Raw genomic sequence first — 20262 nt, 5'->3', positions numbered from 1 at the left:
GGTAAATTAAATATGAAAAAGATTGAAGCTATTATTAAACCATTTAAATTAGATGATATTCGTGAGGCACTTGCTGATCAAGGTATTACAGGTATGACAGTTACTGAAGTTAAAGGTTTTGGTCGTCAAAAGGGGCATACTGAACTTTATCGCGGTGCGGAATATATGGTTGATTTTCTGCCGAAGGTGAAAATTGAACTTATTGTGTCTGATGATATTTTAGAAATGTGTACTGAGACTATTATGAAAACTGCACAAACCGGTAAAATTGGTGATGGCAAAATTTTTGTTTATAACGTTGAACAAGTCATTCGAATCCGAACTGGCGAAATGGATGAAGCTGCGATTTAGTTTAAATTATTGAATGTCAGGTCGTTCTTTTTTAAGAAGCTCAGGAGTTATAATACCTTGGAGCGAACAAATGAGAAGATTCATATTGGGACTTTTTTCAAGTAATAATAGTTTTTCGGTAGTATCTGGTGCTGGGATAGTTTTTACACCAACAACAGTTCCGGTATTTTTATGCCAGGTTTGGAGGTCATCATTAATACTACGAATTTTGGGTTTTGCAATATACAGTAGGTTATCTTCCATGTTTTTCCAATCCACAAAATTCAAAGTATCTTTGATTTGATTAATATCATTATCGATTATAAATCCCCAAAAATAATATTTCCCAATCTTGCCAAGATCCATAGCACTATCATAATAGCCAGTAATTGTTAGGTTTTTATAAGTCACAGGCTTTTTGAAAAGAATATAGTTTTTAGCTATATCTGAACGATTTTCAACAGCAAAGTAAGCTTGATTTTGGTTAAATATTTTGATGTTAGCGTGTTTTTTTAGTTCATCTTTATTGGTATAAACTTCTTTAAAAAAATCAGAGGTACAAAGCATTAATGAATCAATTAATGGCAACTTATCAGCTGATGCGATAAAAGAATAAAATATAAAAAATAGAATAATAATATTTTTTATCATTATGATTAAATTATATAAAATTGAAGCGCCAAAATTGATTACTCCTGATTGTATAATTATTATGACGAAATAACAATGCTAAAGCTATTTTCTTTTTTTTTAGAACTATTAAGCTTTGTCTTTCTTTTGTCAAAACTCTTTACAAAAATTAATTTAAATTCACAAAAATATAATTTATCAAGTAATAATGTGTTTTATGTTTATATATGGAATGTAGATCGCATATTTATGAATTAATTTAGAAATCGTTTGAATATAAAATAGCTATAATTTAGATTAACAAGTAAGTTGTTTCAGTTACTTGATAAAGTTTAGATGGAAATTAATTATGTGCTCAACATTTGCAAATCGAATTTTAACAGAGCTTTCTGGTGTTGAAGATATTTCAATTAAAACGTTTTTTGGAGGTTTTAGCGTTAATAGTAAAGATATAATGTTTGGCTGGATTACCGAAAAAAGCTTTTATTTAAGAGGGCACCCTGATTACCGTTCGCTTTTTATAGATTTGGATATGCAACCGTTAAGTATAACAACAGGCATGTCAACTAAATTGCTTGATTATTATAGAGTAAGTAATGAGCTTTTTAAAGATCATGAACAATTGATTTCTATGGTTCAGATGGTAATAAAATATACTAAAAAAGAGCAATATGAAAAAAGTAAAATTAAAGCAAAACGAATAAAAGAGTTGCCAAATATGACTTTATCGCTAGAAAGATTGTTGTGTAGTGTTGGAATTAAAGATGTTGATACCTTGCAAAAGGTAGGATATTTATGTGCATATTATAAAATAAAACAAAAAAAAGAAACTATTTCAATTAATATATTGTTTGTTTTATATAGTTCTTTACATCGATTTCATGTTGCAACTTTGTCTAAGGAAACTAAAAAAGAAATTGAATTTGAATATCAATGTTTTTTAAATCAGATGGATAATGATTTATATAATGAATAATTTTGCTCCATTGTGTTAATCAAAACATATGTATAGTACCAATATAGCAATAATAGTTATCTAAAAATGCTTTACAACAAAGTATAATTGCATTTTTAGATTGATATTATTTATATTTTACCTACTCTTTAGTTATTTTGATACTTTTCTACGTGGTGGACGTCTAAATGGTTTTGGATGAGGTAAATCAACTAGTAGCGCAGAAGGGTCATACTGGCTAACAGGAATAGCATGATCAATTGCTTTTTCAATAGCAGGTAAATTTTGAGAATAACGTTCACAGGCTAATGAAATTGAGTAACCGTCCGCTCCAGCACGTCCTGTTCTTCCAATTCGATGACGATAATCATCATAATCATCAGGTAGATCATAATTGAAAACGTGAGTAACATTAGGAATATGTAATCCTCTTGCTGCGACATCTGTGGCAACTAAAATATCAAGATGACCTTGGGTAAATTGTTCTAAAATTGATAAACGTTTTTTCTGGGCAATATCACCCGTTAGTAATCCAACACGGTGACCATCAGCAACAAGATGCCGCCAAATCTTTTCGCAAGTTACTTTTGTATTAGCAAACACAATACAACGATCTGGCCATTCTTCTTCAATTAGCGTTTGCAAAAGTGCTAATTTATCTTCATTAGATGGAAAAAATAGCTCTTCTTTGATGCGATGACCAATTTTTTGTTCTGGTTCAACTTCAACATATTGAGGATTATTCATATGCTCAAAGGCTAATTCACGTACGTTATGTGTTAATGTTGCAGAAAATAACATGGTTAATCTTTTTTGTGGTGGAGTAATATGTCTGAAAACCCAACGTATATCGCGGATAAATCCTAAATCAAACATGCGATCGGCTTCGTCTAATACAACAACTTGAATTGCGTCTAAATTAATATAATTTTGCTTCGCATAATCAATCAATCGCCCTGTTGTTGCAATTAAAATATCAACTCCAGTGGAGAGCGTTTTTAATTGTTTATCATAGCCATCACCACCAAAAGCTAATCCTAATTTTAAACCTGTTTCTTCAGATAGTAGTTCAGCGTCATGGTATATTTGTACTACCAATTCGCGCGTTGGAGCAATAATGATAGCTCTTGGTTGATTAATTTTGTGATTGGATAAGGGGGCATGATTCAACAAATGATTATATGTTGATGCCAAAAACGCCATGGTTTTGCCTGTTCCTGTTTGCCCTTGCCCTGCAATATCCATTCCGTTGGCAGTTAGAGGTAATGTCTTTTCTTGAATTGGAGTACAATAAACAAATCCTCTTTTTTCAAGCGCTTTTAACACTAAAGGATGAAGAGGAAATTGACTAAAAGTTGTTTTAGTAAGATATGATTGAATCATTATTGTTGTAAATATAATTATCAGAATTAAGAAATTATAACACACTAAATACAGTGACATCACTAATAATTATATCCTATTATACTAATCGCTAGTAGAGGAATTCAAAGTAATCTATTATGGAATCTGGTTACAGATGTTGGAGATTAAAATGAGTAATAAGATCGTTCAGTTATCGGAAGTTAACTTCGATAAAACAATTAATGAATCTACAAAACCAGTGCTTGTCGATTTTTGGGCTCCGTGGTGTGGACCGTGCAAAATGGTAGCTCCTATTTTGGAAGAAATAGTCCAAGAATATGGTGATAATATAGTTATTGCTAAATTAAATGTTGAAGAAAACCCAAATATAGCACCTAAATTTGGTATTCGAGGCATTCCTACTTTATTGATTTTTAAAAATGGACAAGTGGCTGCCACTCAAGTAGGGGCTTTATCTAAAGCTCAACTAAAAAATTTTATTGATCCTCAATTATAATAAATAGATACTTTATCTTTGGTAAAGATGGTTAATGGGGGTAATGAATTCTACATTACTCTTTTGTTCGTGCCTTTAATTTCCTAGATTTAGTGAACTATAATAATCTTATTCAATTAAATATAGACAAATTAATGATTTTAGTGTAATCTACCTATCTCTTACATGTATTCCTTTCTGCAATTCATTTTTTTATTGGTAAAGTGGTGAAATTCTATATTCAAACGTTCAATTATCATCAAAATCTTAGCAATCGATTGAATTTAAGTGCTGTAAGAGATGTTTTTTATAATTACATGAAAAAATTACACAAAAATAATACTAAATTGCAAACATATCAATTTTATCCTCAAGAATTTTTAACATTATGAATTTAACTGAATTAAAAAACACTTCTGTTTCCGAGCTCGTAGCGCTCGGTGAAAAAAAAATGGGACTTGAAAATCTTGCCCGACTTAGAAAACAAGACATTATTTTTGCAATCTTAAAACAACATGCCAAAAGTGGTGAAGATATTTTTGGTGATGGTGTACTGGAAATATTGCAAGATGGATTTGGCTTTTTACGTTCAGCCGATAGCTCTTATTTAGCTGGACCAGATGATATTTATGTGTCACCAAGTCAGATTCGACGATTTAATTTAAGGACTGGTGATACCATTGCTGGTAAAATCCGTCCACCTAAAGAAGGTGAACGATATTTTGCTTTGTTAAAAGTAAACGAAGTAAATCACGATAAACCAGAAGATGCCCGCAATAAAATTCTTTTCGAAAACTTAACTCCACTTCATCCAAATTCCCGTTTACGAATGGAACGAGGTAATGGTTCCACCGAAGATATCACCGCAAGAGTACTTGATTTGGCATCGCCCATTGGTAAAGGTCAACGTGGCTTGATTGTTGCACCGCCAAAAGCGGGTAAAACAATGCTTTTACAAAATATTGCACAAAGCCTAGCGGTTAATCATCCTGAATGCGAGTTAGTTGTATTAATGATTGATGAGCGTCCCGAAGAAGTGACCGAAATGCAGCGTCTAGTTAAAGGTGAAGTTGTTGCATCGACATTCGATGAACCAGCAGCAAGACATGTTCAAGTTGCTGAAATGGTTATTGAACGCGCAAAACGTTTGGTTGAACATAAAAAAGATGTGATTATTTTATTAGATTCGATCACTCGTTTGGCTCGTGCATACAATACAGTTGTTCCTTCATCAGGTAAAGTGTTGACTGGTGGTGTGGATGCGAATGCATTACATCGTCCGAAACGTTTTTTTGGTGCGGCACGTAATGTGGAAGAAGGTGGTAGTTTAACAATTATTGCAACAGCATTGATTGATACTGGCTCTAAAATGGATGAAGTTATCTATGAAGAGTTTAAAGGTACAGGTAATATGGAAGTCCATTTATCTCGTAAAATTGCTGAACGTCGGGTGTTCCCTGCTATTGACTTTAATCGTTCTGGTACACGTAAAGAAGATCTAATGACTTCGCCTGATGAACTACAAAAAATGTGGATTTTACGTAAAATTCTTAACCCAATGGGTGAGACTGATGCAATGGAGTTCTTGATCGATAAACTTGCCATGACTAAAACTAATGATGAGTTTTTCGAAATGATGAAACGTTCATGATTTATTCAGTTGATAGTAAATATCATTAAAGTCATGAAAAAGAGCCGTATTGTATTCTGATACGGCTTTTTTTATGGCAAAATATAGCGTAATTTATAAAACTTAATTAAGTTTTAGGTGTTGTTAAAACCTTATGGTTAAGGTTATAGAGGTTTAATAAAGGAGCCAAATCATGTCAAAACAACAAATCGGTGTTATTGGAATGGCAGTTATGGGGCGAAATCTTGCGCTCAATATTGAAAGTCGTGGATTTTCTGTTGCTATTTATAATCGCTCTAAAGATAAAACAGAACAAGTCATGGCTGAACATTCTGATAAGAAATTGGTTCCTTATTATACAATTGAAGATTTTGTCAATTCTTTAGAAAAACCACGCCGTATCCTGATTATGGTGCAAGCAGGTAAAGGTACTGATGCAGTAATTGATGAGTTGCGTCCACTTTTAGATAAAGGTGATATTATTATCGATGGTGGGAATGCCTATTTTGAAGATACAATTCGTCGTAACAAAACATTGTTAGCAGAAGGATTTAACTTTATTGGTACTGGTGTTTCAGGTGGCGAAGAGGGAGCGCTAAAAGGTCCATCAATTATGCCTGGTGGGCAAAAAGAGGCTTATGAATTAGTTGCACCAATATTAGAGAAGATTGCAGCTAAGGCTAATGGTGAGCCTTGTGTTGCTTATATAGGTCCAAATGGCGCTGGTCATTATGTAAAAATGGCTCATAACGGCATTGAGTATGGCGATATGCAACTGATAGCTGAAAGCTATTCGGTATTAAAACATGCTGTTGGTTTAACTAATGATGAACTTGCTGAGGTGTTTACAGATTGGAATAAAGGCGAGTTAGACAGTTATTTAATCGAAATTACCGCTGATATCTTTAAGCATAAAGACGAAAACGGTAATTATTTAATTGATGTGATTTTAGATGCGGCAGGCAATAAAGGTACAGGTAAATGGACCAGCCAAAGTGCTTTAGATTTGGGTGAGCCTTTATCTTTAATTACTGAGTCTGTATTTGCTCGTTATTTATCAGCAATTAAAGATCAGCGAGTTGCGGCGGCAAAAGTGTTAAAAGGTCCTCAAAAAGCGCCTTATAGTGGTGATAAGCAGGAGCTCATAGAAAAAGTCCGTAAAGCACTGTATATGGGTAAAATTATCTCTTATGCACAAGGTTTTGCACAGCTAAAAGCTGCTTCTCATAAATATAAATGGAATTTAAATTATGGTGAAATAGCTAAGATTTTTAGAGCAGGGTGTATTATTCGTGCACAGTTCCTTCAAAAAATTACTGATGCTTATGCTGATAATAATGAGATTGATAATTTGTTGTTGGCACCTTATTTTAATCAAACGGTTGAGGCTTACCAACAATCATTACGTGATGTGGTATCTTTAGCAGTACAACAAGGTATTGCTGTTCCAACACTTTCAGCAGCGATTGCTTATTATGATAGTTATCGATCAGCGGTATTACCAGCTAATTTGATTCAAGCACAGAGAGATTATTTTGGTGCTCATACCTATGAGCGTATTGATAAAGAAGGCGTGTTTCATACCGATTGGTTAAATATTGAATCTTAATATTTTCAATTTATAATTTTATTTTGCTATACAAAAGTGCAAGTAAGTTTGCACTTTTGTTGAGCTTTTTCCTCTTTTGTATCTCAATATTTCATAACTCCTTGTCGTTATTAGTTTTAAATTCGTCAAGTGATTTCATTTATTAAAAATTCTAGAAAAACACTATATATGGTGTATAATTTAATATATGTTTACTATATATAGTAGTATTTGAGCGGTGGCAAAATTTGGGATTATATCAAAAAACTAATAATTTGATAAAAAATGAATAATAACAACGAATATTAATGTTGGTATAACGCCTGCGGCAAATGCTAGTTATTAATGAATATTGAGGAGTATATATGCCTGTAGTAATAAAACGAGATGGTTGTCAAACTGCATTTAATGAGACTCGAATTAAAGATGCAATTGTCAAAGCAGCTGTGGCGGCGAATGTTCATGACCCAGATTATTGCGCAGCGGTTGCTCGTGTTGTTACTAATCAAATGAGCGAACGTGAAAGTGTTGATATCAACGAAATTCAAAATGCAGTTGAAAATCAGTTAATGTCAGGCCCTTATAAAAAATTAGCGAGAACTTATATTGAGTATCGTCATGATCGTGATCGTGCTCGTGAAGAACGTAGCCGTCTAAATCAAGATATTCGAGGGTTAATTGAGCAAAGTAATGTCGCCATTTTAAATGAAAATGCTAACAAAGATAGCAAGGTGATTCCAACTCAACGTGATTTACTTGCGGGTATTGTAGCAAGGCATTATGCGAAGCAGTATTTATTACCTAAAGATATTTCTCGTGCTCATGATTGTGGTGAAATTCATTATCATGATTTAGATTATGCGCCATTTTTCCCTATGTTTAATTGTATGTTAATTGACTTAGATGGTATGTTAACTAATGGTTTTAAAATGGGTAATGCTGAGATCGAGCCTCCAAAATCAATTGCTACAGCAACTGCGGTAACTGCACAAATTATAGCACAAGTGGCTAGCCATATTTATGGTGGCACGACCATTAATCGTATTGATGAGGTTTTAGCAAAGTTTGTTACTATTAGTTATAACAAACACAAACAAGTGGCTGAAGAATGGAATATCCCAAATCCAGAAGCTTATGCCGAAAGCCGAACTCAAAAAGAGTGTTATGATGCGTTTCAATCTCTTGAATATGAAGTAAACACCTTACACACTGCTAATGGACAAACTCCGTTTGTTACTTTTGGTTTTGGTTTAGGAACTAGTTGGGAATCACGCTTAATTCAAGAGTCTATTTTAAAAGTTCGTATCAAAGGATTAGGTAAAAATCATAAAACAGCAGTTTTTCCAAAACTTGTTTTTGCCATTAAAGGTGGTATTAACCATAAACAGGGCGATATTAATTATGATATTAAAAAACTTGCACTTGAGTGTGCAAGTAAACGGATGTACCCAGATATTTTAAATTACGATAAAGTTGTTGAAGTGACGGGTTCATTTAAAACTCCAATGGGTTGTCGAAGTTTCTTGGGCGTTTATGAAGAAAACGGCCAGTTAATTCATGATGGGCGTAATAATTTAGGTGTAATTAGTCTAAATTTGCCTCGTATAGCTATTGAAGCTAAAGGTGATGAAGCTAGATTTTGGGAAATTTTAGATAAACGTTTAGGACTATGTAAAAAAGCATTAATGACGCGTATTGCTAGACTTGATGGCGTAAAAGCAAGAGTGGCACCAATTTTATATATGGAAGGTGCTTGTGGTGTAAGGCTTAACGAAGATGACAATGTTTCTGAAATTTTCAAAAATGGGCGAGCTTCAATTTCTTTAGGTTATATTGGTCTTCATGAAACATTAAATGCACTTTTCGGAAATCAAACGCATCCATTTGATAGTGATAAATTACGCGAAAAAGGCGTGGCAATTGTTGAGCATTTACGTAATGCGGTGGATCAATGGAAGAACGAAACCGGTTATGGGTTTAGTTTATATAGCACACCAAGCGAAAATTTATGTGATCGATTTTGCCGACTTGATACGGCTGAATTTGGTGTAATTCCAGGTGTTACTGATAAAGGTTATTATACTAACAGTTTCCATCTTGATGTTGAGAAAAAGGTTAATCCGTACGAAAAAATCGAATTTGAAAAACCTTATCCTCAAGTTGCTAATGGTGGTTTCATCTGTTATGGCGAATATCCAAATATGATTAACAATATCAAAGCATTAGAAGATGTTTGGGATTATAGTTATTCACGAGTTCCTTATTATGGGACTAATACGCCAATAGATGAATGTTATGAATGTGGTTATACTGGTGAATTTTCTTGTACTAGCAAAGGCTTTGTTTGCCCAAGTTGTGGAAATCATGATTCTTCAAAAGTATCGGTTACTCGTCGTGTTTGTGGATATTTAGGTAGTCCTGATGCCCGCCCATTCAATGCAGGTAAGCAAGAAGAAGTAAAACGTCGAGTTAAACATTTAAATAATGGTCAAATTGGTTAATAATCAATAAATATTTATGAATTATCATCGCTATTATCCAGTTGATGTTGTTAATGGGGAAGGAACTCGCTGTGTTCTTTTTGTTGCCGGGTGTGTACATCAGTGCCCAGGTTGCTATAACAAAAGTACATGGGGAGTAAATTCTGGTTTACCATTTACACAAGCACTTGAAGATCAAATCATTAAAGATTTACAAGATACCGAAATAAAACGTCAAGGATTATCGCTTTCTGGCGGTGATCCTTTGCATCCTCAAAACGTCGCAACTATATTAAAACTGGTTCAACGTGTTAAATCTGAGTGCGATAATAAAGATATCTGGCTTTGGACTGGGTATAAGCTTGATGAGTTAACAACTGAACAACAAGCGGTTATTCCTTATATTGATGTGTTAATTGATGGAAAATTTGTACAAGAACTTGCTGATCCTCGTCTATTGTGGCGAGGGAGCAGCAATCAAATTATCCATCGTTTTAAATAAGAATTATGAGCTAACTACTGGGATTTATGTAAATTTAGAAGATAAGAAATAGCTTCTCGGTAGTTAATTTCAAGATTTTCGCTACTTGATGAAGTGATATGCAAATCAGCAATTTTGCCATTATGAATCCCATAAACCCAACCATGTAAATTAACTTTTTGACCTCGTTGCCATGCAGATTGAATAATTGTAGAGTGTCCAAGATTGTATACTTGTTCAATTACATTAAGTTCACATAAAACATCCAAACGGATATCGGGAGGAAATTCCCCTAGAAGTGAGCTGTTTCGAAACCAAAGATCACGAATATGCAGTAACCAGTTATTAATTAGCCCTAAATCAGGATTTTCAACCGCATCACGAATTCCACCACAACCTAAATGACCACAAACAATGATATCTTCAATTTTAAGTACATCCACAGCATATTGAACAACTGATAAACAGTTTAAATCAGTGTGTATTACAAGATTACCAACATTACGATGCACAAATAACTCACCAGGCTTTAACTTAATGAGTTTCTCTGCTGACACACGACTGTCTGAACAGCCGATCCATAAAAATTTAGGATTTTGTTCAACTGCAAGGTGTTTAAAAAATTCAGGATCTTCTTGCTCTATTTTTTCTGACCATTCGTGGTTAAAACGGATTAAATCATTTACATCAAACATAATTAATATTTTCCAATATATTTCATTATTATTTTTTTATTTTAAGTTATTCAATATGCTGAATCTTACTTTTCATTATTAATTTACGCCACAAAGGAGTTGTTAATAGTTTGGCTTTAACAATTTTACTATAAAGCTTGAAGCGCAATGGTATTGTACGTTGATAATAACATTTATTAGGTTTTGGATGGCCACTATTTAATATTTTACTTAAAATTTCAGCGCTATCCAAAGCATAGCTAATACCCTCTAACGAACTTGCACTAATAAAACCAGCTGCTTCACCAATTAAAAAAATATTTTCATTGCCAGTATAAAAATCACGTAGCCGATTTGGATAAACCACTAAACATTTTTCTGTTTTGAGAGGTTTACCAAAAATAAATCCTTGTGTAGTTAATTTTTCTTTTAATTGGTCAAAATTTTCATTCGCTACTTTTTTAGGAAAAGCACCGCCAAAAATAAAATAACCATTTTTTGAAATACTCCAAGAGTAGCAATTGGTTAATTCATTGTCGAATATACAAGAATTAAATGGCGTTGGATGTTGCTCTGTAAACCATTGTTGTATCGCTACATATTGTCTTATCGTATGCTGAGGATATCGCATTCGTCTAACCAGAGAATTGGCACCGTCAGCACCGACTACATATTGGGCAGTGGCGTTGTGTTCAATTTTATTTTCATCAAGATAAGTGATCTGATAACCATCAATAATACGCCTTACTTCTTTACAGAGTGTATTATGAAGAACGGTTACATTTGATGGTATTAGTGACTTTAGCCACAGATCAAATTTGTGCCGATCAAAACTTACATAACTCCGCTGATAATTGCGAACAAGTTTGGTTTGTAAGTCATAAGTTCTGACATTAAAAATTTGAGGATCAGTTAAAATATCAGCCGGTAAGTTTATATTTTGCCTAGCAAAGGCTTTTTGAGCATCATCTGCTAATAGCCCGCCACAAGGTTTATGAAATCCTTCATTTTCCGTTTTATGCTTTGTATCTAATGCAATGACTTTGAATGAAGGACTCAGTAAACGGGCTAGCGTACTGCCAGCTGGTCCAAGGCCTATAATTGCTATATCGTAATCCATATTATTGTATAGTTTGTTTTATCATATTTAAAAAACCGTTTATGTTAGCAAATTAAATTATGTGTGACTATTAAAGATGAGAGTTTATCTATGCCAGTTAACTTGTAAAAAAGTTTCCGGTAACTATATGTTTCAGTATAAAATTAGATGTAATTGTTCTTTTTTAATGAATTTATTTTTTTAATCTGCCACTGTTTTTAAAAACGCTTCATTTAATTCATTAAATGGTAGAGTGCGGCTAATTATTATTAATCTGGATATTCTTTCTGATGAGTTTTGCCAAGGTGAGCCATAGTCAAATCCTACAACTTTATGTACACCTTGAACAATTAATCTTTGATCATTATCTTTAATAGCTAAAACACCTTTATAGCGTAACATGTCGTTACCATATTGTTTGACGAGACTTTCCATAAATGCACCGATTTTTTTTAGATCAAGTTCACCCGCTTCAAAAAGATATGAACAAACGTTGTCATCCGATGACGTCACTTGTTTTTGTAGTGGCAATGGTTTAAAGTCTGCTTCAAATTTTTGGGTCGGATTGATAACAAAAAATCCTTTATTTATTGTTAATTCATCACTGAGATCGAAGGCATGTATATCAAGCCATTGCGATTTGGGGATCTGACCTTTTACAGCTTCAAATATAATCGCTTTATGATTAATTTTATGGATTCGATTAATTACCTCTGCTTTTTTTTCGTTATTGATACAGTCAGTTTTAGTTAAAATAATACGATCAGCAAAACCAATCTGTGATAGGGCAACGCGATGTTCATTAAGATGTTTTAAAATATGTTGAGCATCTACAAGAGTAATAATTGCATCAAGTTGAATTGTTTCACGAATTAAATCATCAATAAAAAAGATTTGAATAATAGGGGCAGGATCGGCAAGACCGGTTGTTTCGATAATGATTCGATCAAATTGTAATTCACCAGCTGAGCGTTTTTCATGTAATTTGTGTAATGCTTCAGTAAGTTCCCCTTGCACCGTACAACAAATACAGCCATTAGTCATTTCGACGATTTGAATTTCGCTATTAACATTTAGTAAATTGCTATCAATATTTACAGGGCCAAATTCATTTTCGATAATAATTACTTTCTCGTTATGGTTATGTGTTAGTAAGTAATTAATGAGTGTGGTTTTACCTGAACCAAGAAATCCTGTTAATAAAGTGACTGGCAATAATGAAGATGGAATAGATTTTGTCATTTATACCCCATTAATTGTTAGCAACACTTAAACCCACCTTTACCACTATATTTCGCCTCTTGGCGCTCTTTAAAAAACTCTTCATAAGTCATGGGCGTTTGCTCTGGATGAGTGAGCTTCATATGCTGAACATAATTATCATAATCAGGGATGCCAACCATTAATTTAGCGGCTTGACCAAGATATTTTCCTGCTTTGGCAAGTGAATCAAACATATTTTTCTCTCGACTGAATATTATCGTATTGAAATAAGGGCACCTTGCGGTCTATGTTATATAACCCAAATTATATGTGAAAATAGTATATTCACTATAAGGCGCTAATTTGTTTGAGTCAATCATTGATTAATCGTAATTATTTACTAGATTCAAAATGAGATAAAATTTTGAACTTATTGATTTTTAGTTGTTTTTAGTGAATTCAAAAAAGTAATATTTTCAATTTTTTAATGAAATTCATTTAATTATTAGTAAATAACTTCTATAATAATCGCCAATTTGTCACGCATAAGAGTTAATAATGGAAAAGTTTCACGTAACAGGTCCAACATCGCTAAATGGCGAAGTGGTTATTTCTGGCGCAAAAAATGCTGCGCTACCTATTTTATTTTCTGCAATTTTGGCAGAAAAACCAGTAGAACTTCGAAATGTTCCTAAGTTAAAAGATATCGATACAACTTTGGAATTGCTAGGCCAGCTAGGTGTAAAATATGAACGAAATGATTCTATTCACCTTGATACAAGTTACCTTAATAACTATTGTGCACCTTATGAACTGGTGAAAACTATGCGTGCTTCAATTTGGGCTTTAGGTCCTCTTGTTGCTCGTTTTGGACAAGGACAAGTTTCATTACCTGGCGGTTGTGCTATTGGTGCAAGGCCTGTTGATCTTCATATTAGTGGTCTTGAACAACTTGGTGCGACAATCACACTTGATGAAGGCTATGTTAAAGCATCAGTCAATGGAAAACTAAAAGGCACTCATATTGTTATGGATAAAGTGAGTGTTGGCGCGACCGTTACGATTATGTCAGCCGCCACTTTAGCCGAAGGAAAAACGATAATCGAAAATGCGGCCTGTGAACCTGAAATTGTTGATACCGCTAAATTCTTAAATATGCTAGGTGCCAAAATTACTGGTGCAGGTACAATACGTATTGAGATTGAAGGAGTTGAACGTTTAGGCGGTGGTGTACATGAGATTGTTTCTGATCGTATTGAAACAGGAACTTTTTTAGTTGCGGCGGCTATATCTAAAAGTAAAATTATTTGCCGTAAAACCGATCCAACCCTACTTGATGCAGTGCTTTCTAAATTGAAGGAAGCTGGTGCAAAGATTGAGGTAGGTGAAGATTGGATTTGTTTAGATATGCAAGGAAAAAGGGCGAAAGCTGTTAACATTCATACTGCTCCGCATCCAGGTTTTCCTACTGATATGCAAGCACAATTCTCATTGCTAAATATGGTTGCTGAAGGTACAGGAATCATTAAAGAAACTATTTTCGAAAATCGATTTATGCATGTTCCTGAGCTAATTCGCATGGGTGCAAAAGCAGAAATTGAAGGTAATACCTTAATTACCCATGGTGTTGAAACATTGAGTGGCACACAAGTGATGGCGACGGATTTACGGGCGTCAGCAAGTTTAGTTTTGGCTGGTTGTATTGCTGAAGGTTTAACTACTGTTGATCGTATTTACCATATAGATCGAGGCTATGACAATATTGAAGCAAAATTAAGAAAATTAGGCGCCAATATTGAAAGGGTGAAATAATTCATTTTCGCTAAAAAATTAGTAAGTTTTTTGTTCAAAAGGAACGTAATGATGATAAAACAAGCATTGGTTTTTCTATCAAATGGTTGTGAAGAAACAGAAGCGGTAACCACAATAGATTTATTAACCCGAGCTGATATTAAAGTTACTACCGCTAGTATCTCAAGTACTCGTGAAATTGAATGTTCTCGAGGAGTAACTATTTTGGCTAAAAAAATGCTTTCGGATGTTCAATACATTGATTTTGATGTTGTAGTTTTACCTGGAGGTGTTAAAGGTGCTGAAAATTTTCGAGATTGTCCATTGTTGATCGAAAAATTGAAACAAACACACCAGAGTGGCGGTATTGTTGCTGCAATCTGTGCTTCTCCTGCTATGGTTTTACAACATCATAGTTTATTTCCACACGCATATATGACCGGTTATCCAACCACTAAAGAGGCGTTTAAAAATTGGAAGTCCGATAGGGTTTATTTTGATGAGTCGTATAAAGTTATTACTAGCCAAGGTCCCGCAACGTCTATTGATTTTGCTTTAAAAATTATTGCTGTGTTGTTAGGTGAAATGAAAGCAGCGGAGATCGCTCGGCAGCTAGTTCTTCCATTGGGGATTGAATCCTATCAATAAATAGGCACTAAATGTCAAATTCACATTTGTATGAAAAATTAGTTAAAAGAGCAACGCTAGGTGCTGTTTCAATCTCTATTTCATTAATTATAATTAAATTTATTACTTGCTGGTTTACCGGTTCAATAAGTTTATTTGCCTCATTATTAGATTCAAGTATCGATTTACTTGCTTCTGGTGTTAACTTTTTTTTAGTTCGTTATGCACTAAAACCCGCAGATGCTGATCATACCTTTGGTCATGGCAAGGCAGAATCTTTGGCAGCATTATTACAAAGCGCGTTTATTATTGGTTCTGCAATAATTTTGTTACTTTCTAGTATTCGCTCTTTTATTTATCCGAATGAACTACAGGAACCTTTATTGGGGATTATTGTCTCAACTGTTTGTGCTGTAGTAACATGCATTCTTGTTTTATATCAAAGATATGTTGTAAAAATCACTAAAAGTAATGCTATTCAAGCCGATATGTTGCATTATTCTTCCGACATGTTGTTGAATATTGCTGTTATAATTGCACTTTGTTTAAGTTGGTATGGCATTACTTATGCTGATGCGGCCTTTGCATTTTTTATTGCTTTGTATATTTGTTATAATGCTTATCACATTGCACACAATGCAATTAAAGACCTATTAGATCACGCTTTACCAGATAGTGATAATTTGCGAATAGCTGAAATTGTTGCTTCATATCCAGATGTTAGAGGTTTTCATGATCTAAAGACCCGCCAAGCAGGCCCTCTCAAATTTATTCAATTGCATCTTGAATTAGATGATGATATGCCTTTAATCACTGCTCATGCCATTGCTGATGCTATTGAAAAACATATTTCTAAGGAATTTTCTCCTGCAACAGTAATTATTCATCAAGATCCGATTTCTGTTGTACCTATCGAAATGATGAAGTAGAAAAATTAATCAAAAATAGCCTTTATCTTCTATTGTTAGATATCTGTTAAGACTCTATAATAACTAAAAGTTAATAATTTGGAGTTATTTTAAATGATAAAAAAAATAGGTATTTTAACAAGTGGTGGCGATGCTCCAGGAATGAATGCTGCTATTCGAGGAGTAGTGAGAACAGCATTATCAGAAGGGTTGGATATTTTTGGTGTTTATGATGGTTATATGGGACTTTGCGAAGATCGCATTGTTCAATTAAAGCGTTCAAGTGTATCTGATATTATTACTCGTGGTGGTACATTTCTTGGATCGGCTAGATTTCCAGAATTTAAAGATAAAGCTGTAAGACAAAAAGCCATTGCTAATCTAAAAAAACATCAAATTGATGCTTTAGTCGTTATTGGTGGTGATGGTTCATATATGGGTGCAATGCGATTAACTGAAGAAGGTTTTCCATGTATTGGTTTACCAGGAACCATTGATAATGATATTCGTGGTACTGATTATACTATAGGTTATTTTACTGCGCTTAGTACTGCTGTTGAAGCAATCGATAGATTACGTGATACTTGTTCTTCACATAACCGAATTTCAGTCATTGAAATAATGGGGCGAGATTGTGGTGATTTAACCTTAAATGCAGCAGTTGCTGGTGGTTGTGAATTTATGATTATTCCAGAGGTTTCTTATACGAAGGAAGATCTAATCGAAGAAATTAAGCTAGGTTTTGCAAAAGGTAAAAAACATGCAATTGTGACTGTTACAGAACATATGTGTGATGTAAATCAACTTGCAGTAGACATTGAAGCTGCTGTTCATCACGAAACTCGTGCCACAGTATTAGGGCACGTTCAACGTGGCGGTTCTCCTGTCCCTTATGATCGTATTTTGGGATCTCGTATGGGTGCTTATGCAGTTGAATTACTGCAACAAGGCTATGCAGGTAGAAGCGTTGGCGTACAAAATGGTAAATTAGTACATCATGATATTATAGATGCTATCAATAATATGAAGCGTCCATTTGATATGGATCTATACAATACAGCCAAACGATTATTTTAAATGTTTAAGCATAATTAGTATTAGATAAATATCTGATTGTTTTATTAATAGGTAAACTGTTGAAAATGATATTTTAAACAGTTTACCTATTTGTTTATCTGCTAACTCCTTTAAAATTAGTCGATATGGAATTAGGCTTCTTTTAATAATAAAAGAGTTTTTATTAATCAAGTATGGATGTGAATCACAGTAAACTAATTACAATGTTATATTGGTAATTTTATGACACTATATTTTTTAGAAGATAATGATCGTTTTTATGCTTGTGATGCTAATAATAAAGAAATAGCTAAAATGACCTTTACAAGGATAGGAAAAGATAAAGCTACTATCAATCATACTTACGTTGATCCTGTGTATCGAGGTCAAGGTGTAGCTGATAATTTATTAAACCTTGTGTTAAAACAATTAAAGCAAGAAGAACGTGAAATTATCCCTATTTGTTCGTTTGCTATTAAGAAATTGGCTAGAAAACACTAGATTTAGAAATGATTTATAATAAATTTAGATCTTATCTTTTTTTTTGTTTGGATATTTATTTTTGTAAATTGTAGTTCTAATTATATGAAAATGTTGTAATATAAACCAATTATTTCATCATTTACAATATCCAAAATGGTAATAGAAAAACCGGAAAAAATTCATTCTATACATGTATTACGTGGTGTTGCAATTATAATGATTGTTTTTAGCCACTGTTTAGGTGTATTTAAAAATACTCATTTAATTGCTAATAGTTATTTATTTTCTTTTTTAAATTTATTTTGCTTTAATTTTACCACTTTTTTTGTTTTAATTGCTGGTTTTTTATTTCAACATCTAACTTATAAATTTGATACTAAAACTTATTATTTATCAAAATTTAAGACTGTCGTGTGTCCTTATATTTCGGTATCTATTTTTTGTTTTATTTTTTTCCATTATCAGTATTTATCTAATTTACCGTGGTATTCATTGACTGAATCTAGTGTTATTAGCTCAATAATTAGGATGATGTTAACAGGAACACAACTGTTACCATTGTGGTTTATGCCGATGATTATCATTATTTATTTAATGGCTCCTTTATTATATTTTTGGTCGAAAAGGAGTTTGATTGTAGCTGGTCTGATCTCTATGTTTTGGGTTGTAATGTTCACTAAACCTGATTTTACTAAACCGATTTTAAATTTGTTGCATTATGGTCCAGTTTATATAATTGGCATGATGATAAAACAAAATTATCAAACCATTATCAAAATAGTCAAAGATAATTTATTCTTAGTCATATTTCTTTTTGGTTTATGTCTTTTCATTCCATTTGCTTATCGCTATATGAGTCATTTAGGTGTAGAAAAACTTTATTATGATACATTACAAAAAATCATTTTATTTATATTAGCGCTTTATTTTTTAGATGGACTGAATCATAAAACGAATGAGGGGAGATTATATAAATTCTTTTCTTATATGGCAAATATTAGTTTTCCTATCTATTTTATTCATGAAATTATTGTTTTAGAAATCGAACAGCTACTGTATATTTCTCCTCTAGGTTATGTAATCAAAACCGACAATGGTTGGTTAGCATCCTTAGGAGCACTAATCTTTTTAGTGTCTACTTTAATTGCAAGTGTCATTATTGCTAATATAATAACGCTGATTTTTAAAAATAAAGCAAAATATCTTATTGGTGGAATTCGTTAGATAATATCATTTATTATTTGACTGGGTATTATTTAAAATATTTTTATTTGAGTTTTGTATTTAGGATATAGTTTAAAATAACACATTGTTTTTTTATATAAAAGAATTTTTGATTTGTTTACATAAGATGTATTAAATAATTCGATTTGAACAAATAAGATGCAAACGAGAATAAAATTAAAATTAATACTTGCACAAAAATTTTAAGCCCCTATAATGCGCATCCACTGACACGCAGTCAGCGACAAGCAGGCGGAAAGTTGGTGGTAAAGTGAGATCAAAAAAATTTAAAAAAGATCTTGACGAATAAAAAGGTGTAGCGTAGTATACGCAACCCTTGAGACAGAGAACTAAGTCAACGAAAAGTTGATGAGGAATATAAGCTGTCAGCTCTTTAAAAAGAAGAAACAGACAATCTGTGTGGGCACTTGCGAGACAAAAGATTAAAGTCTACGGACTAAAAAATTAAGTCTTGATAAGTGACACTGAAGATTCATTTGAATATGTCAGAGACAGTTATTGAGCATCAAACTTTAAATTGAAGAGTTTGATCATGGCTCAGATTGAACGCTGGCGGCAGGCTTAACACATGCAAGTCGAACGGTAACATGAGTGCTTGCACTTGATGACGAGTGGCGGACGGGTGAGTAAGGTATGGGGATCTGCCGAATGGAGGGGGACAACAGTTGGAAACGACTGCTAATACCGCATAAAGTTGAGAGACCAAAGCGTGGGACCTACGGGCCATGCGCCATTTGATGAACCCATATGGGATTAGCTAGTTGGTGGGGTAAAGGCTCACCAAGGCGACGATCTCTAGCTGGTCTGAGAGGATGACCAGCCACACTGGAACTGAGACACGGTCCAGACTCCTACGGGAGGCAGCAGTGGGGAATATTGCACAATGGGGGGAACCCTGATGCAGCCATGCCGCGTGTATGAAGAAGGCCTTCGGGTTGTAAAGTACTTTCGGTGATGAGGAAGGTGATGTATCTAACAGGTGCATTAATTGACGTTAATCACAGAAGAAGCACCGGCTAACTCCGTGCCAGCAGCCGCGGTAATACGGAGGGTGCGAGCGTTAATCGGAATGACTGGGCGTAAAGGGCATGTAGGCGGATAATTAAGTTAGGTGTGAAAGCCCTGGGCTCAACCTAGGAATTGCACTTAAAACTGGTTAACTAGAGTATTGTAGAGGAAGGTAGAATTCCACGTGTAGCGGTGAAATGCGTAGAGATGTGGAGGAATACCGGTGGCGAAGGC

19 protein-coding genes and 1 rRNA gene are annotated in these 20262 nt (G+C 33.7%); 14 read left to right on the top strand and 6 right to left on the bottom strand.

Features of this window, described 5'->3' with window-relative positions:
• The first annotated feature begins 12 nt into the window (after positions 1 to 12).
• Positions 13 to 351, top strand: coding sequence for a nitrogen regulatory protein P-II (gene glnB, locus A9G43_RS06535; protein WP_065607643.1), 339 nt, complete (start codon positions 13 to 15; stop codon positions 349 to 351).
• 6 nt (positions 352 to 357) lie between these two features.
• Here glnB and A9G43_RS06530 read toward each other — a convergent pair whose 3' ends face one another.
• Positions 358 to 918 (bottom strand): hypothetical protein, encoded by a 561-nt coding sequence (locus A9G43_RS06530; RefSeq protein WP_141674041.1) that lies wholly within the window; start codon positions 916 to 918, stop codon positions 358 to 360.
• Between the two features lie 391 nt (positions 919 to 1309).
• On the opposite strand from A9G43_RS06530, the gene A9G43_RS06525 reads away from it, so the two are divergent.
• Entirely contained in the window at positions 1310 to 1936 is a 627-nt protein-coding gene (locus tag A9G43_RS06525) for a TfoX/Sxy family protein (RefSeq protein ID WP_065607639.1), read from the top strand.
• Between the two features lie 132 nt (positions 1937 to 2068).
• On the opposite strand, the gene rhlB is transcribed toward A9G43_RS06525, so the two are convergent.
• Positions 2069 to 3298: an ATP-dependent RNA helicase RhlB gene (rhlB, locus tag A9G43_RS06520; protein ID WP_065607637.1), complete on the bottom strand. Its 1230-nt coding sequence runs from the start codon at positions 3296 to 3298 to the stop codon at positions 2069 to 2071.
• Between the two features lie 151 nt (positions 3299 to 3449).
• Between rhlB and trxA the strand changes: the two genes are divergently transcribed.
• The 5 genes from trxA (at position 3450) to nrdG (ending at position 9955) form a co-directional block, all read left to right on the top strand.
• A complete protein-coding gene (trxA, locus tag A9G43_RS06515; RefSeq protein WP_065607635.1) occupies positions 3450 to 3776 on the top strand; it encodes a thioredoxin TrxA in 327 nt (108 codons plus the stop codon).
• A 367-nt stretch (positions 3777 to 4143) separates the two neighbouring features.
• On the top strand, positions 4144 to 5406 hold the full coding sequence (gene rho, locus A9G43_RS06510; protein WP_034910472.1) for a transcription termination factor Rho: 1263 nt from the start codon (positions 4144 to 4146) through the stop codon (positions 5404 to 5406).
• A 172-nt stretch (positions 5407 to 5578) separates the two neighbouring features.
• Entirely contained in the window at positions 5579 to 6994 is a 1416-nt protein-coding gene (gndA, locus tag A9G43_RS06505; protein ID WP_065607634.1) for an NADP-dependent phosphogluconate dehydrogenase, read from the top strand.
• A 344-nt stretch (positions 6995 to 7338) separates the two neighbouring features.
• A complete protein-coding gene (gene nrdD / locus A9G43_RS06500) occupies positions 7339 to 9474 on the top strand; it encodes an anaerobic ribonucleoside-triphosphate reductase (RefSeq protein ID WP_065607632.1) in 2136 nt (711 codons plus the stop codon).
• A 16-nt stretch (positions 9475 to 9490) separates the two neighbouring features.
• The gene (gene nrdG / locus A9G43_RS06495; RefSeq protein ID WP_065607630.1) at positions 9491 to 9955 is read left to right on the top strand and encodes an anaerobic ribonucleoside-triphosphate reductase-activating protein; all 465 of its coding nucleotides are present in this window, start codon (positions 9491 to 9493) and stop codon (positions 9953 to 9955) included.
• A gap of 14 nt (positions 9956 to 9969) precedes the next feature.
• Here the strand turns inward: nrdG and can are convergent, their stop codons facing one another.
• The 4 genes from can to A9G43_RS06475 all read right to left on the bottom strand — a co-directional run bounded on the left by can (position 9970) and on the right by A9G43_RS06475 (position 13164).
• The gene (gene can, locus A9G43_RS06490) at positions 9970 to 10629 is read right to left on the bottom strand and encodes a carbonate dehydratase (RefSeq protein WP_065607628.1); all 660 of its coding nucleotides are present in this window, start codon (positions 10627 to 10629) and stop codon (positions 9970 to 9972) included.
• Between the two features lie 46 nt (positions 10630 to 10675).
• Positions 10676 to 11728 carry an FAD-binding protein gene (locus A9G43_RS06485; protein ID WP_065607626.1) on the bottom strand — a complete coding sequence of 351 codons (1053 nt, stop codon included), beginning with the start codon at positions 11726 to 11728 and terminating at the stop codon, positions 10676 to 10678.
• 180 nt (positions 11729 to 11908) lie between these two features.
• Positions 11909 to 12949, bottom strand: coding sequence for a CobW family GTP-binding protein (locus A9G43_RS06480; protein WP_065607624.1), 1041 nt, complete (start codon positions 12947 to 12949; stop codon positions 11909 to 11911).
• Between the two features lie 17 nt (positions 12950 to 12966).
• Complete coding sequence (locus A9G43_RS06475; protein ID WP_065607622.1) at positions 12967 to 13164, bottom strand: YbdD/YjiX family protein; 198 nt, start codon at positions 13162 to 13164, stop codon at positions 12967 to 12969.
• A gap of 304 nt (positions 13165 to 13468) precedes the next feature.
• Here A9G43_RS06475 and murA point away from each other — a divergent pair, with 304 nt between their 5' ends.
• From murA to A9G43_RS06440, 7 genes are all read left to right on the top strand, one after another.
• The gene (murA, locus tag A9G43_RS06470) at positions 13469 to 14722 is read left to right on the top strand and encodes a UDP-N-acetylglucosamine 1-carboxyvinyltransferase (protein WP_065607620.1); all 1254 of its coding nucleotides are present in this window, start codon (positions 13469 to 13471) and stop codon (positions 14720 to 14722) included.
• A 51-nt stretch (positions 14723 to 14773) separates the two neighbouring features.
• On the top strand, positions 14774 to 15349 hold the full coding sequence (locus A9G43_RS06465; protein ID WP_065561558.1) for a DJ-1 family glyoxalase III: 576 nt from the start codon (positions 14774 to 14776) through the stop codon (positions 15347 to 15349).
• A gap of 11 nt (positions 15350 to 15360) precedes the next feature.
• Positions 15361 to 16257, top strand: coding sequence for a cation diffusion facilitator family transporter (locus A9G43_RS06460; RefSeq protein ID WP_065561557.1), 897 nt, complete (start codon positions 15361 to 15363; stop codon positions 16255 to 16257).
• 93 nt (positions 16258 to 16350) lie between these two features.
• Positions 16351 to 17313, top strand: coding sequence for a 6-phosphofructokinase (gene pfkA, locus A9G43_RS06455; RefSeq protein WP_065607618.1), 963 nt, complete (start codon positions 16351 to 16353; stop codon positions 17311 to 17313).
• Between the two features lie 222 nt (positions 17314 to 17535).
• Positions 17536 to 17793 carry a GNAT family N-acetyltransferase gene (locus tag A9G43_RS06450; protein ID WP_065607616.1) on the top strand — a complete coding sequence of 86 codons (258 nt, stop codon included), beginning with the start codon at positions 17536 to 17538 and terminating at the stop codon, positions 17791 to 17793.
• A 135-nt stretch (positions 17794 to 17928) separates the two neighbouring features.
• A complete protein-coding gene (locus A9G43_RS06445) occupies positions 17929 to 18999 on the top strand; it encodes an acyltransferase (protein ID WP_065607614.1) in 1071 nt (356 codons plus the stop codon).
• A gap of 535 nt (positions 19000 to 19534) precedes the next feature.
• Positions 19535 to 20262: ribosomal RNA gene (locus A9G43_RS06440) — 16S ribosomal RNA — on the top strand; the annotation flags it as partial.

It is taken from the genome of Gilliamella sp. Occ3-1, from assembly GCF_001690655.1.
GTDB lineage: Bacteria > Pseudomonadota > Gammaproteobacteria > Enterobacterales > Orbaceae > Gilliamella > Gilliamella apicola_P.
The sequence above is the reverse complement of the archived record's forward strand: the minus strand, read 5'-3'. Positions and strand labels throughout refer to the sequence as shown.

Excerpts from the sequence above, each read along its gene's own strand:
- A9G43_RS06465 (WP_065561558.1), top strand. The coding sequence starts at position 14,774 with ATGATAAAACAAGCATTGGTTTTTCTATCAAATGGTTGTGAAGAAACA.
- glnB (WP_065607643.1), top strand. The coding sequence starts at position 13 with ATGAAAAAGATTGAAGCTATTATTAAACCATTTAAATTAGATGATATT.
- murA (WP_065607620.1), top strand. The coding sequence starts at position 13,469 with ATGGAAAAGTTTCACGTAACAGGTCCAACATCGCTAAATGGCGAAGTG.
- A9G43_RS06475 (WP_065607622.1), bottom strand. The coding sequence starts at position 13,164 with ATGTTTGATTCACTTGCCAAAGCAGGAAAATATCTTGGTCAAGCCGCT.
- can (WP_065607628.1), bottom strand. The coding sequence starts at position 10,629 with ATGTTTGATGTAAATGATTTAATCCGTTTTAACCACGAATGGTCAGAA.
- trxA (WP_065607635.1), top strand. The coding sequence starts at position 3,450 with ATGAGTAATAAGATCGTTCAGTTATCGGAAGTTAACTTCGATAAAACA.
- pfkA (WP_065607618.1), top strand. The coding sequence starts at position 16,351 with ATGATAAAAAAAATAGGTATTTTAACAAGTGGTGGCGATGCTCCAGGA.
- A9G43_RS06450 (WP_065607616.1), top strand. The coding sequence starts at position 17,536 with ATGACACTATATTTTTTAGAAGATAATGATCGTTTTTATGCTTGTGAT.
- rhlB (WP_065607637.1), bottom strand. The coding sequence starts at position 3,298 with ATGATTCAATCATATCTTACTAAAACAACTTTTAGTCAATTTCCTCTT.
- gndA (WP_065607634.1), top strand. The coding sequence starts at position 5,579 with ATGTCAAAACAACAAATCGGTGTTATTGGAATGGCAGTTATGGGGCGA.
- A9G43_RS06445 (WP_065607614.1), top strand. The coding sequence starts at position 17,929 with ATGGTAATAGAAAAACCGGAAAAAATTCATTCTATACATGTATTACGT.
- nrdG (WP_065607630.1), top strand. The coding sequence starts at position 9,491 with ATGAATTATCATCGCTATTATCCAGTTGATGTTGTTAATGGGGAAGGA.
- A9G43_RS06460 (WP_065561557.1), top strand. The coding sequence starts at position 15,361 with ATGTCAAATTCACATTTGTATGAAAAATTAGTTAAAAGAGCAACGCTA.
- rho (WP_034910472.1), top strand. The coding sequence starts at position 4,144 with ATGAATTTAACTGAATTAAAAAACACTTCTGTTTCCGAGCTCGTAGCG.
- A9G43_RS06525 (WP_065607639.1), top strand. The coding sequence starts at position 1,310 with ATGTGCTCAACATTTGCAAATCGAATTTTAACAGAGCTTTCTGGTGTT.
- A9G43_RS06480 (WP_065607624.1), bottom strand. The coding sequence starts at position 12,949 with ATGACAAAATCTATTCCATCTTCATTATTGCCAGTCACTTTATTAACA.
- A9G43_RS06485 (WP_065607626.1), bottom strand. The coding sequence starts at position 11,728 with ATGGATTACGATATAGCAATTATAGGCCTTGGACCAGCTGGCAGTACG.
- nrdD (WP_065607632.1), top strand. The coding sequence starts at position 7,339 with ATGCCTGTAGTAATAAAACGAGATGGTTGTCAAACTGCATTTAATGAG.